12 protein-coding genes are annotated in these 14,376 nt (G+C 73.4%); 7 read left to right on the forward strand and 5 right to left on the reverse strand.

Annotated features, from left to right (window positions below; translation table 11 throughout):
• Window positions 1–10: 10 nt before the first annotated feature.
• The 4 genes from FYC51_RS13955 (at window position 11) to FYC51_RS13970 (ending at window position 4,254) form a co-directional block, all read left to right on the forward strand.
• Window positions 11–1,003 (forward strand): fructose-bisphosphatase class II, encoded by a 993-nt coding sequence (locus FYC51_RS13955; RefSeq protein ID WP_148734419.1) that lies wholly within the window; start codon window positions 11–13, stop codon window positions 1,001–1,003.
• Between the two features lie 259 nt (window positions 1,004–1,262).
• The gene (glpX, locus tag FYC51_RS13960; RefSeq protein ID WP_187432735.1) at window positions 1,263–2,267 is read left to right on the forward strand and encodes a class II fructose-bisphosphatase; all 1,005 of its coding nucleotides are present in this window, start codon (window positions 1,263–1,265) and stop codon (window positions 2,265–2,267) included.
• 46 nt (window positions 2,268–2,313) lie between these two features.
• Entirely contained in the window at window positions 2,314–3,702 is a 1,389-nt protein-coding gene (locus FYC51_RS13965; protein WP_148734421.1) for an MFS transporter, read from the forward strand.
• Between the two features lie 168 nt (window positions 3,703–3,870).
• Complete coding sequence (locus tag FYC51_RS13970; protein ID WP_148735327.1) at window positions 3,871–4,254, forward strand: VOC family protein; 384 nt, start codon at window positions 3,871–3,873, stop codon at window positions 4,252–4,254.
• Between the two features lie 80 nt (window positions 4,255–4,334).
• Here FYC51_RS13970 and FYC51_RS13975 read toward each other — a convergent pair whose 3' ends face one another.
• Window positions 4,335–5,765: a DNA recombination protein RmuC gene (locus FYC51_RS13975; RefSeq protein ID WP_148734422.1), complete on the reverse strand. Its 1,431-nt coding sequence runs from the start codon at window positions 5,763–5,765 to the stop codon at window positions 4,335–4,337.
• Window positions 5,766–5,962: 197 nt separating this feature from the next.
• Window positions 5,963–6,580, reverse strand: a complete 618-nt coding sequence (locus FYC51_RS13980; protein ID WP_148734423.1) for a 3'-5' exonuclease — start codon at window positions 6,578–6,580, stop codon at window positions 5,963–5,965.
• Window positions 6,581–6,756: 176 nt separating this feature from the next.
• On the opposite strand from FYC51_RS13980, the gene FYC51_RS13985 reads away from it, so the two are divergent.
• A complete protein-coding gene (locus FYC51_RS13985) occupies window positions 6,757–7,083 on the forward strand; it encodes a nuclear transport factor 2 family protein (protein WP_148734424.1) in 327 nt (108 codons plus the stop codon).
• A 7-nt stretch (window positions 7,084–7,090) separates the two neighbouring features.
• Entirely contained in the window at window positions 7,091–7,888 is a 798-nt protein-coding gene (locus FYC51_RS13990; RefSeq protein ID WP_222863287.1) for a class I SAM-dependent methyltransferase, read from the forward strand.
• Between the two features lie 21 nt (window positions 7,889–7,909).
• Here the strand turns inward: FYC51_RS13990 and FYC51_RS13995 are convergent, their stop codons facing one another.
• Window positions 7,910–10,189: a caspase family protein gene (locus FYC51_RS13995; RefSeq protein ID WP_148734425.1), complete on the reverse strand. Its 2,280-nt coding sequence runs from the start codon at window positions 10,187–10,189 to the stop codon at window positions 7,910–7,912.
• Window positions 10,186–12,396 (reverse strand): DUF7363 domain-containing protein, encoded by a 2,211-nt coding sequence (locus FYC51_RS14000; protein WP_148734426.1) that lies wholly within the window; start codon window positions 12,394–12,396, stop codon window positions 10,186–10,188. The genes FYC51_RS13995 and FYC51_RS14000 overlap by 4 nt, the downstream gene beginning before the upstream one ends.
• 272 nt (window positions 12,397–12,668) lie before the next feature.
• On the opposite strand from FYC51_RS14000, the gene FYC51_RS14005 reads away from it, so the two are divergent.
• Window positions 12,669–13,619: a DMT family transporter gene (locus FYC51_RS14005; RefSeq protein WP_148734427.1), complete on the forward strand. Its 951-nt coding sequence runs from the start codon at window positions 12,669–12,671 to the stop codon at window positions 13,617–13,619.
• Here the strand turns inward: FYC51_RS14005 and FYC51_RS14010 are convergent.
• On the reverse strand, window positions 13,560–14,366 hold the full coding sequence (locus FYC51_RS14010) for an alpha/beta fold hydrolase (protein WP_238476391.1): 807 nt from the start codon (window positions 14,364–14,366) through the stop codon (window positions 13,560–13,562). The genes FYC51_RS14005 and FYC51_RS14010 overlap by 60 nt on opposite strands.
• Window positions 14,367–14,376 lie beyond the last annotated feature (10 nt).

Here is a 14,376-nt window from a genome sequence, read left to right on the forward strand (position 1 = left end):
GGATGGACGGATGAGCTCCCCTGGCGCCGCGCCCCTCGCCGACCTCGACGGCCGGGTCGCGCGTGCGCTGCGGAATGCGACGGCGGCGGCAGCGGCATCCGTGGTGCCGCTCGTCGGCTCGGGCGACGGCATGGCCGTGGACGGCACCGCGGTGGATGCCCTGCGCGCCGCGCTCGCGGCGATCGCCGTCGACGGTCGCGTCGTCGCCGGTGAGGGCGAGAAGGACGCGGCGCCGATGCTCGCGCCGGGTGAGCGGTTCGGCACGGGCGGTCTCGCCCTCGACCTCGCGGTGGACCCGGTCGACGGCACGCGGCTCGCGGCGTCCGGTCGCGACGGGGCGATGGCCGTGCTCGCGGTCACCGGCCGCGATGGATTCGCCGACCTCGGCCCGGCGCACTACCTCGCGAAGCAGGTCACCTGGCTGCCGGATGCCGCGGGGCTGCCCATCGACCGGCTGGTCGCGCGCCTCGCCGAGGTGCGCGGCGCGGCGCCGGCCGACGTGCGCGTCGCGGTGCAGGACCGGCCCCGGAACGCCGATGTCGCCGCGCGCGCCCGCGCGGCCGGGGCGACCGTGGTGCCGTTCGAGCACGGCGACATCGAGCGTTCGCTGCGCGCCGCGCAGCCCGGCACCGACCTCGACGTGGTGACCGGCATCGGGGGAGCGCCCGAGGGACTGCTGACGGCCGCCGCGGTGCGGGCGCTCGGCGCCGACATGGTCGCGTCGTACGCGCCGCAGTCCGCCGGCGAGGCTGAGCGGCTCGTGGCATCCGGCCGTTCGGATTCGACGCCGCTCACCCTCGACGACCTCTGCCCGGGGCCCGCGTGGCTGTTCCTCAGCGCGGTCACGGCGTGCCGGCCGGGGGCCGACGGCGTGCTCGAGGCGGCGCGGCGGGAGGCCCGCGGCATCCGGGTCGCGTCGTGGGACGTCGGGCCAGAGCGCGCGCCGCGGAGGTCGGAGTTGCTCGTGGGGGACGACGGCGCGGTCGCCGGCGCCGGCCGTTGAGCGCCGTCGGGCCCGGCCGTTGAGCGCCGTCGCGCCGCGACTGTGGAGCGCCGTCGGCCCGACCGTCGAGCGCCGTCGCGGCGCGACCGTTGAACCCGATCGGCCCGCCCGTTAAGAACGCACGAATTTTCACGTCATCCATGGCACGGAATGCGCTTTCCGACGGGTGCGATCGTTAAGCTCGAAGCAGGCTCGGCACCGGTTCGCGGATGCCACTCCGGCCGCGACCTCCGACCGACCACCCCGGGAAGGACCCCCGATCGTGAGCACCGACACCGAAAGCAGCCTCTACTTGCATCCCGACCGCAACATCGCGCTCGAGCTGGTGCGGGCCACCGAGGCCGCCGCCATCCGCTCGTACCCGTGGATCGGGCGCGGCGACAAGCTCGCGGCCGACGGCGCGGCGGTCGACGCCATGCGGGCGTTCCTCGGCACGGTCAACTTCGACGGCGTCGTGGTCATCGGCGAGGGCGAGAAGGACGAGGCGCCCATGCTCTTCAACGGCGAGCGCGTCGGCAACGGCCGCGGCCCCGCCTGCGACATCGCGGTCGACCCGATCGACGGCACCTCGCTCACCGCCGCCGGCCGCCAGAACGCGCTGTCGGTCATCGCAGTCGCCGACCGCGGCACGATGCTCGACGCGTCATCCGTCTTCTACATGGACAAGATCGTCACGGATGCCGCGGGCATCGGCGTCGTCGACATCCGCAAGCCGATCGGCGAGAACCTCCGCGCGCTCGCGGCCGCCAAGGGCAAGGAGGTCGGCGAGCTCCGGGTCGCGGTCCTCAACCGCCCGCGGCACGAGCAGCTCATCGCCGACATCCGCGCGGCCGGCGCCGGCACGCGCCTCATCAGCGACGGCGACGTGGCCGGCGGCATCAACGCGGCCCGCTACGAGTCCCGCATCGACATGTGCGTCGGCATCGGCGGCAGCCCCGAGGGCATCACCACCGCCTGCGCGATCAAGGCGCTCGGCGGGTTCATGCAGGGCCGGCTCGCGCCGAAGGACGACGCCGAGCGCGCCCGCGGCGAGGCGGCGGGCCTGGACTGCGACCAGGTCTACGAGCTCGACGACCTCGTGCGCAGCGACAACACGTTCTTCGTGGCCACCGGCGTGACCGACGGCGAGCTCGTCGACGGCGTCCGCAAGAAGGGCCCGATCATCCGCACCGAGTCGATCGTGCTGCGCGGCAAGTCGGGCACCATCCGCCGCGTCGTGGCCGACCACCTCGTGGAGAAGTGGCTCGACGAAGCCGACCGCTGACCCGATTCCGCGGGCGGATGTGGGCGGGACCCGACAGAATGGCCGAATGACCGACGCGACGAAGCTGCCGCGCGCCCTGCGCCCGTTCGCCTCGGGCCAGTATCGGCTGCTCGTCGTCGCGCTCGCCGCGTCGCTGCTCTCGGCCGGGGCGTGGATCGTGGCGGCCGCGTGGCAGGTCATCGAGCTCGGCGGCTCGCCCGTCGACCTCTCGATCGTCGCGGTCGGGGCGAGCCTCGGGCTGGTGCTCGCCGTGCTGGTCGGCGGGGTCGTGGCCGACCGCGTTCCGCAGCGGCGCATCCTGCTCGTCGTCGAGGTCGCGCGCGCGGTCGTCTTCACCGTGGCCGGAGTCCTCGCCGTGTCGGGCGTCATCGAGGTGTGGCAGCTGGCGGTGCTGTCGTTCGTGCTCGGCGTCGCCGACGGCTTCTTCTACCCCGCGTACTCCGCATGGTTGCCGGCTCTACTGCCCGCCGACCAGCTGCTCGCCGCGAACGGGGTCGAGGGCGTGCTGCGCCCGGTGGCGCAGAACGCCGCGGGTCCGGCGGTCGCGAGCGCGCTCATCGCGGTGCAGGCGCCGTGGCTGGCGTTCCTGACGGTCGCGGTGCTGCAGCTCGTCGCGATCGTGGGGCTCGCCATCATGCGCACCACTGCCGTGCGCCGCGAGCTCGACGACGTCGATGCGCATCCGCTGCGGCAGATGTTCACCGACTTCCGCGACGGCTTCGGGTACCTGCTGCGCACGCGGTGGCTCTTCGCGACGCTCGCGTTCTCCATCCTGCTCGTGCTCGTGGTGATCGGGCCCATCGAGGTGCTCATCCCGTTCGCCGTCCGCGACCAGGCGGGCGGCGGCGCCGGCGAGTTCGCCCTGGTGCTCGCCTCGTTCGGCATCGGCGGCGCCGTCGGATCGCTGCTCGTCGCGTCGTTCCCGCTGCCGCGGCGCTACCTGACCCTCATGATCATCGCGTGGGGCTTCGGATGCATCCCGCTGGCGCTCATCGGCGTGACCCCGTGGCTGTGGGTCATGGTGGTCGCGACGTTCATCGTCGGCTTCCTCTTCGACGGCGCCTCGGTGGTGTGGGGCACGCTCCTGCAGCGGCGCGTGCCGCCGGCGATGCTCGGCCGCGTGTCGAGCCTCGACTTCTTCGTGTCGCTCGCGCTCATGCCGATCTCGATGGCGGTGGCCGGTCCGCTCGGCGAGTGGCTCGGACTGGCGCCCGCCTTCCTCATCGCGGGCCTGGTGCCGCCGCTGCTCGCGGTGATCACGCTCGCCGCCGCGCGGCTCGGGCAGGACGAGCTCGCGCATCCGCTCGACGGGCACCCCGATGAAACCGCCGTGACCGGCGCCGAGGCGGCCGCCGGCTTCGCCGCGCCAGTCGACGAGCCGCACCATCGGCACGAGGCCGACCGGCGTGCCGACCCCGACCTCGAGCCGGGGTAGGGCCGAGGGCAGGCGGCGGGGCGCGGCGGTCGACCGCGGCGAGCTGCGGTCCGCCGCTCCTCGTGGCAACCCCTCGACCCGGCAACCCCTCGACGCCGACGTGGTCGTGTGGAAGCGTGGCCCGTGCCGAGCAGGTGAACGAGACGGAGGAGGCCCCACGTGGTCACGATGAAGGATGCATTCCCGGGTTTCAGCGTCGACGACCTCGGCGCCGCGCGAGAGTTCTACGGGACGAAGCTCGGGTTGTCGGTCGAGGACGCGCCGATGGGCTCGTTGAACGTGACCCTGCCGTCGGGCCAGGTGGTGTTCATCTACCAGAAGGACAACCACGAACCGGCGACGTTCACGATCCTGAACCTCGTGGTCGAGGACATCGACCGCGCGGTCGACGAGCTGAACGCGGCCGGGGTCGTGACGAAGATCTACTCGGGTGACCTGGACTTCGGGACCGACGAGCGCGGGATCTCCCGCAGCTCGGAGGACAACCCGGGCCCGAACATCGCGTGGTTCCGCGACCCGGCCGGGAACGTCATCAGCGTCATCGAGGACTGACGCTTCGGGGATCGCCGCGGCGCCGTCGGATGGAAGCGGCTCGTCGGAGCTGAGCCGTCGGCGCGGCGCGGCGCCGACGGCTAGTCGGTCGCTCCGTCGCCGACCTCGAGCTGGCGCCGGATCTCGGGGTCGAGCTCGAGGAGCGACCGGCCCTCGTCCGAGCGTGCGTCGAACTCGTCGGCGACGATCGCCTCGGTGACCTCGGGCGCGGTGAGCCGGCGGGGCTGTTCGTGCACTGCAGCGGGCGCCGCGAGGAGCGACACCTTGGTCTCGTCGATGCCGGGGAATTGGCGAGCCGTCACGAGCACGCGCGACTCGAGCGAGTTGGCGAACTTGTTGTAGCTGTCGACCGTGCGCTCGATCGCCTTGCGGAGGCCCTCGGCATGGCCGGCGAGCGTGCCGATGCGCTGGTAGAGGGTGTTGCCGAGATCGAAGAGCTTCTTCGCCTCGTCGGATACGGCCTGCTGCTGCCAGGTGAACGCCACGGTCTTGAGCACGGCCCAGAGGTTCACGGGGGAGGCGAGCGCCACGCGCTTGCCGAACGCGTAGTCGAGCAACGAGGGGTCGGCCTCGAGCGCGGACGACAGCAGCGATTCGCTCGGGATGAAGGCGATCACGAACTCGGGGCTCGCGTCGAGGCCCTCCCAGTAGGTCTTCTTGGCGAGCGCATCGATGTGGCCGCGCACCGCCCGCACGTGCCGGGTGATGAGCTCCTTGCGCCGCGCGCCCTCGTCGCCGGTGGCCGTGAAGGGGATCTGGCTCGCCTCGAGGTAGTGCTCGAGCGGCACCTTGGCGTCGAGCGGGATCGACTTGCTGCCCGGGAGCCGCACGACCATGTCGGGGCGGCCCGATCCGGCGTCGGTCACGATGCTCTGCTGCGTGAAGAAGTCGACGTACTGGGTGAGCCCGGCCGCCTCGACCACGCGGCGCAGCTGGGTCTCGCCCCACACGCCGCGCGTGCTGTTCGATCGCAGCGCGGAGGCGAGCGACTCCGTCGTGGCACGGAGCTCGGCGTCGGAGGCCTGGGCCTGCTTCAGCTGCTGCGCGATCGACCCGTACTGCTCGCTGCGCTGCCGCTCGAGTTCGGTGACCTTCACGTGCATGGTCTGCAGCGTCTCGCGCACGGGGCTCAGCGCCTCGAGGACGACGCTCTCGCGCTTCGCCCGCGCCTCGCGCTCGGCCTGGTCGCTGCGCTGCTGGTCGACGAGGTCGCGGTAGCGGGCTCGGTGCTCTTCGACCTGCTGCTCGAGGCCCTCGACGGTCGACATGGCCGACGCCAGGTCGGCCTGGAGGCGCGCGCGTACCTCCTGCTCCTGTGCGCGAAGCTCGGACATCGCGGATGCCTCGGCCGCCCGCACCTCGGCCAGCTGCGCCTGGTGACGCGCCTCGATGAGCGCCGGGTCGTCGCCGACGGGGTCGCCGGCCGGGCGACGAGCCGACCGGACGGCGACGATCAGGCCGCCGACGACGGCGCCGATCACGAGGCCGATGACGAGTGCGAGGAGGTCCATGCCGTCAGTGTGGCAGCGGCATCCGACATCGCTCGCGAGGCGGCCCGGCTGGGCGTGGATCGGGGCCGCGGCGGCGCCCGGCGGCCGCTGCGCCACGTTGCCGGCCTGCGCGCCACGTGTACTGGCGCAGCGGGCGTGGAACTGGCGCAGAGCCACTCGTCGCGCGGCGGCCCGCGGCCGGGCGGGGCGCAGGCGCGCTACTGCAGCGCCATCGGCCCGTGCGCCGACTGCTGCGCCTGGGTCGCGACCGGCCCGATCGCGCCCAGCGGCACGCGCGTGACGTGCGCCAGGCGCTCGACGTCGTCGGCCTCGTGGCGCTTCGCGGCGTGCACGATGATCGCCGCGCACGCCTCGGCGTCGGCGAGCGCGTCGTGGTGCGAGAAGTCCTCGAACCCCGCGGCCATCGCCGCCGACGGCAGCCGGTACGACTCGAGGTGGTACGTGCGGCGCGCCACCTGCAGGCTGCAGAGGTAGCGGAAGTCGGGGATCGCGAGCCCGAACGCGGTCGACGTCTTGGCGATGACGCCCATGTCGAACCCGGCGTTGTGGGCGACGAGCACGTCGCCCCCGGCGAACTCCCGCAGCGCGGGCAGGTGCACGGGCCAGCCGGGCGCGTCGTCGACCATGTCGCGCGTGATGCCGTGGATGCGCACGTTCCACTCCGAGAACTCGTCGTGCGGGAACGGCGGCCGGATGTACCAGTGCACCCGGTCGACGACCCTGCCGTCGCGCACCTTCACGAGGCCGACCGAGCAGGCCGACGCGCTCGACGGATTGGCGGTTTCGAAGTCGATCGCGGTGAAGTCCACTGGCACGCGTGCATCGTCGCACGCGGTTCCGACACGGCCGGGCGCGTCGCATGGCGCGTCGGCGATCGGGGTCCGGATGCCGCGGCGGCGCGGCATCCGACGGGTTGACGGATGCCGCGGGCAGGGCGTGGAATGGCTGCGGGCGCACCGACCCGACCAGCGCCGCGAGGTGAGGAGACCCGATGACCGAGCTGCCCGCACCGGTTGCGGAGGCGTTCGACGCGACCAACGTCGGCGACCTCGACCGGTTCGTCGGCGCCTTCGCCGAGGACGGCGTCATCGACGACTGGGGCCGCGAGTTCCGCGGCCGCGACGAGATCGCCGGCTGGAGCCGCCGCGAGTCGATCGGCGTGAACCAGACCTTCGACGTCACCGACGTGCGCACGGCGGGCGACGTGGTGATCGTCGCGGCCGACGTCGGCGGCGACGGGTTCAACGGGCCCTCGACGTTCACCTTCCGGCTCGCGCCGGGCGGCGCGGCCATCGAGCGCATGACCATCACGGGGTGAGCGAGCCGTGAGCGATTCCCCCGAGACCACGGGCACCGGCCGGCGCGACGGCCTCGTCGCCGACCCGACCGACCCCGCGACCGTGCGGTCGGCGCGCTCGTTCGGCGCCGCGGCATCCGTGTACCACGCGTCGCGCCCGGGCTACCCGGTCGACGCGATCGCCTGGCTCATCGGCGACGCGCAGCGCGTGCTCGACCTCGGGGCCGGCACCGGCAAGCTCACCGAGGCGCTCATCGAGCTCGATCGCGACGTGATCGCCGTCGACCCGGTCGAGGAGATGCTCGAGGAGCTCGAGGTCGCGGTGCCCGGCGTGCCGCGCATCCTCGGCACGGCCGAGGACATCCCCATCGAGGACGACTCGGTCGACGCCGTCGTGGCCGGCCAGGCGTGGCACTGGTTCGTGCCCGAGCGCGCGGTGCCCGAGATCGCCCGCGTGCTGCGTCCCGGCGGCGTGCTCGGCCTGGTCTGGAACAGCCGCGACACGAGCGCGGACTGGCTGCGCGAGGCCGGCGAGATCATGCACGAGCGGCACGACGCGAGCGCCACGTTCGAGAGCTACGTGCGCATCGGGTCGCCGTTCGGTCCGATCGAGGAGCACACGGTCGAATGGCACGAGCGGATGTCGCGGTCGCGCTTCCTCGACCTCGTGCGCTCGCGCAGCTACTTCATCACGGCGTCGCCCGAGGAGCAGGCGTCGACCATCGCGACGCTCGAGACGCTGCTCGACACGCATCCCGACGTCGCCGGCGCGGAGGAGCTCGCGGTGCCCTACGTCACGCGGTGCTTCCGCGCGCGCCTCCGGTAGCCGGCTCCGCCCGCGGCCCGCTCAGCCCTCCAGCAGGTCGGCCGTCGCGCGCAGGATCGCGACCACGGCGTCGCGCTGGCGATCGGATGCCGCGCCGTCGTCGGTGCGCGGTCCGGGGCCGACCGGCGTGACCGTGCCGGTCCCGACCGTGGCGACGCCGTCGGCGGCGACCGCCGACGCGCTCGCGGTGCCGAGCAGGATCCGCCCGCCGAGCACCTCCTCGCCATGGAACTCGGGCGTCTGCCGGCGGTTCGCGCCGAACTGCTCGACGACCTGCCGCACGAAGTCCCGGTTCGAGACCGAGCCGACGCCGGTCGTCAGCAGCGGGAGCGCCGTGCGCGTGAAGTCGCCGTGCCCCCCGGACTCCCACGCCACCTCGGTGGCCTTGCAGGCGCTGAACAGCACCTCGCGCCGCACACCGGCGGCCCTGGGCGCGGCCGGCGCGACCACCTCGGAGGCGAGCACGCTCGCGATCGCGGCATCCCGCACCGCGTCGTCGTCATCGGACACCGGAGCGACGCCGCGGTCGGCGCGGTACGCCTGCTCGTCCTCGCGCGTGAGCACGACGGCGCGCGGCAGCGAGTCGCCGACGGGCGTGAGGTCCACGCGCGGCGCCCGGTTCGCCGAGCCCGAGTGGCAGCTGTCGAAGAACGCGGTGAGCGCCACGCCCTCGGGGATCACGTCCCAGATGCGGGCGAGGTCGTCGTCGATGATGAGCCGGCCCTGCTTGCGGAAGTCGACGGGGCAGAGCGCCTCGTCCTTCGCGACGTCGCCGTCCTCCTCGTCGGCGTCGAGGTCGGGCACGAAGGTGCCGTGTCCCGAGTACTGCACCGCGAGCACGTCGCCCGGCGCGGCCTGGCTCACGAGCTCGAGGATGCCGCGGAGGATCGCGTCGCGGGTAGCCGCGGCATCCGTCAGCTCGGTGACCTCGAACTGCGCCGCGCGCAGGGCCTCGGCCCAGGCACGCGCGTCGGCGACGCAGCCGCGCAGGCGGTCGCCCTCGTCGGGGTACGCGTCGACGCCGATGCAGAGCGCCCGGCGGGCTCCGGTGCCCGGCGCGGCATCCGTGCCCCCGGCGCCGTCGGCCGAGCGGGTCCCGGCGACGGCCCCGGGCACGTCCTCGTACTCGGGCCAGGGTGCGATCTCGCGCGAGCGTCCCTTCGGGAAGGCCGAGACGGCGCCGACGCCCGCGACGCGTCGGGCCACGCTCTCCATGGTCGGGGCGTCGTCGTCGAAGTCGCCGTGCGAGGTCGCGGCGCTCGCCGTGCGCACGCCGACGGCGTTGGGGGCGAGCACGAGGTCGCCGTCGGCCGACGCGCCCGTGAAGAAGTCGGCGAGCTCGGCGTCGCGGGTGAGGAACTTCGCCATGCCCAGGATCGGGGTCGCCTTCTGCGGCTCGAACGACGCCGACACGAGGTAGAGCAGCGACTTGTTGTAGATGCGCAGGCAGGTGTCGGCGCGCTCGGCCTCGTCGTCCATCGTGAAGATCGCGACGCGGGCGATCTTGCCGCTGCGCGCGTGCGGCATCACGAGCTTCGAGAAGGTGTCGACGCGCACGGCCGGCGCGAGCAGGCTGAGCGACGAGATCTCGGGGACATCCGCCTCGAGCGCCGCGTCGAGCAGGTGCGAGTGGAAGATCGAGCCCGCGCTGTGGCCGACCGCGTGCACCTCGATCTCGTTGGGGTGCTCGGCCATGAACCTCGCGAGGGCGCGCACGAAGTAGTGGCCGCCGCCGCCCTTCACGGATGCCGCGGCCGCGTCGATCTTCATGTCGTTCCAGATCCCGCCGCCGCCGAGCAGCCGCGCGGCGACCTCGAGGAACGTGTCCTTCGCCTCGTCGACCCAGCCGCGGCGGCCGCCCGACGCCCAGCGCCGCAGTGCGTCCCACAGCGCCGTGCCGAGGCCCGTCTCCCACACGAAGTGGATCGGGTAGACGCCGTTCTCCTTCCACCACGCCACCTGCTGCTGCGCGATGCCGAAGCCCGAGGCCTTGTCGACGAGTCCACCGTGGGCGTAGAGCACGACCGGCACGGGACCGGGCGCGTGCGCGGCGATGAAGGCGGGCAGGTGCGTCTCGAAGAGGGCGTCGACGTCACCCGTGGTCGTGCGGTAGGCGCCCACGTCGCGCGGCTCGGAGGGCGCGCCCGTGGCGAGCTTCCCGTCCTCGAGCGTGATCACGTGCGGCCGCAGGTCGGCGAGCTCCGCCGCCGAGAGGTCGGGGCCGCCACGCGGGGCGGCCGGGGCCGCAGCGGTCGGCGGCGACGGAGGAGCGGACGGGCTCGGCGGGCGTACGGCGTTCATGGCTGCGGTCCTTCCGGGATGGGCTGGTCGGCCGGTGCGGGCTCGTCGGCCGGTGCGGGCTGGTCGGGCTGGTCGAGGAGGATGCGTGCGCGCGGGTGCGCGTACACGGCGTAGGCGAGCTCGGAGAGGTCGGCCACCTCGTTCGCGGCGCGGCGGGCCTTGCGCGTCGCCTCGGCCATCGTGAGCCGGTCGTCGGCGAGCGCGAGGTAGAACGCCTCCACGAACGTCGAGGCGGGCTCGTCGCCGACGGCCCACGAGCATCCGACGAACGCGGCGGCGCCGCCGCGAAGGAACGCCTCGGGGAATCCGCCGAGTGCCGCGGGGCCGGCCGGCAGGCGGCCGATGTCGCATGCGTTGAGGAACACGAACGGCCCGGTGTCGGCGTCGTCGATGCGTCCCCGGTCGGGCAGGTCGCGCCGCAGCTCGCCGTCGGAGTAGCGCGCGAGCGGCAGGTCCTCCGTCTCGCTGAACGCCGCCAGCAGCAGCTCCTGCACCTGCGGCGGCGCAGCGCTCCAGCGTCCGTGCCCGGCGAAGTGCAGCAGGTCGAATCCCTGCCGCATGAGCCCGGTGATGCCGTCGGCGTCGTCGGGGTCGATGGTCGTCGCGGCGAACTGGCCCTCGAGGAACTTCCGCTCCTCGGCGGTGTGCGCGAGGCGAAGATGCCGATCGGCGTAGTCGGGGCACACGAAGCGCACGCCCGCGGCCGTGACGGTCAGCTCGGTCGGGTGCGCCGTGTCGTACACCCACCGGGTGAGGCCGTAGCCGCTGAGGAAGCGCGGCTTCCGGTCATCGGCGACGCCCGGCGGCGGCACGAGGTGCACGACCTCCCACGGGATGTCGAGCTCGCCCGCGGTCTGCACGATGAGGCCGTCGAGGTCGTCCTGGGCCGTCCAGAGGAACGCGAGCACCTTCGGTGAGAACAGCGCCTGGGCGAGCCCCATGCCGAGCCGCCGCAGACGGTCGCGGCCGCGGCGAGCGCGCTTGTCGCGATCGGTGATCTCCGCGAGCTCGGCGCGGATGCCGGCGACCTTCTCGTACGTGCGCGAGATGAACGCGGCCTTGTCGGCGATGGGGGTCTCGCACTCGGCGGCGCCGGGACCGACGGTCACGCGGATGCGCAGTCGCGAGTCGGTGCCCACGATCGACTCGTCGATGCGGATGCTCGGCAGCGCCACGAGCTCGGGGTCGGGCTCGACGACGTCGGCGGTCACCCGGGTCGGCTCGGCGGCGGCGCGCGCGCCCGCGGCGACGATCTCCGCGGTGAGGCGCAGCGTGGCGAGCGGCAGGTCGGCGTCCTGGCGCACGACGAGTGACACCTCGCCGTTGCCCGGGATCGGCCCGACGACGCGGAACACGCGCTCGGCAACGTCCGCCTCGGATTCCGGCAGGCGTTCGACGATGCTCTCGCGTTCGCCCTCCACGAGCCTGAACCCCCGCAGCGCGATCGTCACCGTGACGTCCCGTCGCGGATCGATCATGATCCCCTGCTCGGCGTGCGTCGTGCCCGCGGATGCCTCGAGCCGCCGCCGGCTCAGGCGGAATCGCACCTCGGTGACCTCGTCGACCACGACGCGGCGGGGCATCTCGGCGTGCACGTGCGCGAGCGCGCGTCGCTCGGCGGACTCGTCGCCGGCACCGCCGACGCCCGTCGAATCCTCGGGGCCGAAGTCGGGGGGCAGGCCGGGCGCGGGCAGCGGGAACGACGGGGGCGGCGGCGGCGGTGGTGCGGATCGAGTGATCGGCGGTTCCTCGGCGCCGGGCTCGGCGGCTTCCGCGGGCGGCTCCGCGCTCCGCGGCGCCTCGGGCGCCGCGGTCTCCAGCCGCGCGGCGTAGACGCGGGCGAGCTCCTCAGCCTCCGCCTCGGTCTCGCACTCCACGACCACGACGACTCCGCGGCGCGGCCCGATGGCGAACGGCAGCACGACCTCGAGTGCGTCGGGATCGTCGCCCGTCGGGCGGAACGAGCAGAGCAGGGCCTCGACCTGCACGAACACGATGACGCGACGCGGGTCGACGTCCTCGGCGAGCGAGATGACGACGACCGGCGGCCCACCACCCGTTCCGACGAGGTCGGCGCGCGCGAGCACGCGTCCCGACGATGGCGGCGTCCAGTCGAGGGCCTCCGCCGGGGCGACCACGCGCACCGCGCCGCGCGCACCGAGCATCGCCGGCGGCGGCATCATCGCCCGGGCCTCCGCCCGCGGCATCCGTCGACCCGCCTGCACGTGGCGTACATGGCCGATTCCCCCTCGACTCGTCGCGCCGCCCATGAACATGAGTGGTGCTCGACTTCGCCCTCAGGCGCAGCATACGACCGCGGCGAGCCCGCCCACCAGCGTCGACGGGCACGTTCAGTGGCATCCCGGATGCCGCGGAGGGGTCGCCCTGACGCCGCCCGGCGCGCCGCCGCATCCGGCCGCGGCATCCGACCGGCCGATCGGCGTCAGGACGACCCGTTTCGAGGACGTACGCTGTTCGGGTGGAACGCGGCCGGATGTACCTCTTCCTGGCGCTCGCGAACCTCTTCTGGGCCGGCAACTACGTGTTCGGCGAGATGGTCACGCGGGAGATCTCGCCGATCTCGCTGACGTTCTTCCGCTGGGCGTTCGCGGTGCTGCCGCTGCTCGGCCTGGCGTGGCTCATCGAGCGGCCGAACTGGCGCGAGGCGTGGCGCGAGTGGAAGCTGCACCTGCTGCAGTCGGTGCTCGGTCTCACTGGGTACACCCTGCTCCTGTACGCCGCGCTCGGACTGACAGGCGCGGTGAACGCCGCCGTCATCAGCGCCATCAACCCGGCCACGATCGCGCTCGCCGCGGCGATCTTCCTGCACGAGCGGCTGAACCGGGTGCAGGCGCTCGGCATCGTCGTCGCGTTCGTGGGCGTGACCGTCGTGCTCACGGGCGGCGACCTCGTGCAGCTCGTCGAGCAGGGCTTCGGCGTCGGCGACCTGCTGGTCATCGGCTCGGTGCTCGCGTGGACGGTCTACTCGCTCATCTCGCGGCGCCTCGTGACGCCGCCCATCACGGCGACCTCGGTGCAGGCGGTGTTCGCCGTCGTCACGATGCTGCCGCTCATCGCGTTCACCGGCGTCTCGCTGCCGTCGTCGCCCGGCGGTGCGCTCGGGCTGGCCTATATCGTGGTCTTCCCGTCGATGGCCGGGTACGCGCTCTGGAACATCGGGGCCTCGAAGGTCGGACCGTCGCGGGCGGGCATCTTCCTCAACCTGCTGCCCGTGTTCACGGTGGTCATCGCCCTGGCGTTCGGCGCGACGCTCGAACTGCCCGCCGTCATCGGCGGCGCGATCGTGATCGCGGGCGTCTACCTCACGCTGCACCAGCGCAGGTCGCGTGGGACGGTCGGGCTCGAGGGGTCAGCTTCGGGGCTCTCCGGCGACCCGATCGAGCCAATCACGAAGAAGCGCCCCGAATAGGTCGGGCCGCTCGAACTGCAGGTTGTGGCCGGCGACGTCGAGCACGGCGAAGGTCGCGGCGGGGTAGCGCTCCACGAGACGCCATTGGTCGCGGTACCCCACGATCCAGTCCTGGCGGCCGGCGAGGATCAGGGTGGGCGCCGTGAACGGCTCCCCGCGCTCGATCGGCTCCTCGAGCCCGTAGTCGGCGCGGATGCGAGCGACGGGGGCGGGGTCGCCCGCGGCCAGGCCGGGTGCGACCTCGGCGCGGAAGCGTTCGAGGGTCTCGGCCGACTCGACCACTGCGACGTCCGTGAACTCGGCGGCTTCCACGGGTTCGAGGCGCGCGATCAGCTCGGGATCGGGACGGCGCACCGTGCGCGGTGGAACACGGCGGGCGGACGCCTCGGCGACGACCATCGGGCAGATGAGCGCGAGCCCGAGCACCTGCGCGCGCCGCCGCTGCACCAGCGCTCGCGACAGGTAGCCGCCGTACGACTCGCCCACGAGGAGGAACGGCTCGTCGCCGATCGCCTCGTCGATGAACGCGTCCACGCGGTCGAGCACGTCGCGCGTGCTCGAGACGCCGTCGCCCGAGGATGCGCCGAGGCCGGGCAGGTCGGGGTAGAGGCGCCGGATCGGCTCACCCGGCTCGAAGAGCGGCTCGAGGCATCCGCTCATCAGCCGATGGTCGACGGGGAAGCCGTGCAGGGCGAGCAGGGGCAGCCCGGAGCCGTGCTCGAGGACGTTGAAGGCCGGAACGTTCACGCTCGCACCC

The sequence above is a fragment of the Agromyces mariniharenae genome, assembly GCF_008122505.1.
GTDB lineage: Bacteria > Actinomycetota > Actinomycetes > Actinomycetales > Microbacteriaceae > Agromyces > Agromyces mariniharenae.

Coding starts and splice junctions, on each gene's coding strand:
- FYC51_RS14000 (WP_148734426.1), bottom strand. CDS start 12,396: ATGCCGCGGGCGGAGGCCCGGGCGATGATGCCGCCGCCGGCGATGCTC.
- FYC51_RS13965 (WP_148734421.1), top strand. CDS start 2,314: ATGACCGACGCGACGAAGCTGCCGCGCGCCCTGCGCCCGTTCGCCTCG.
- FYC51_RS13995 (WP_148734425.1), bottom strand. CDS start 10,189: ATGAACGCCGTACGCCCGCCGAGCCCGTCCGCTCCTCCGTCGCCGCCG.
- FYC51_RS13975 (WP_148734422.1), bottom strand. CDS start 5,765: ATGGACCTCCTCGCACTCGTCATCGGCCTCGTGATCGGCGCCGTCGTC.
- FYC51_RS13985 (WP_148734424.1), top strand. CDS start 6,757: ATGACCGAGCTGCCCGCACCGGTTGCGGAGGCGTTCGACGCGACCAAC.
- FYC51_RS13970 (WP_148735327.1), top strand. CDS start 3,871: ATGAAGGATGCATTCCCGGGTTTCAGCGTCGACGACCTCGGCGCCGCG.
- FYC51_RS13955 (WP_148734419.1), top strand. CDS start 11: ATGAGCTCCCCTGGCGCCGCGCCCCTCGCCGACCTCGACGGCCGGGTC.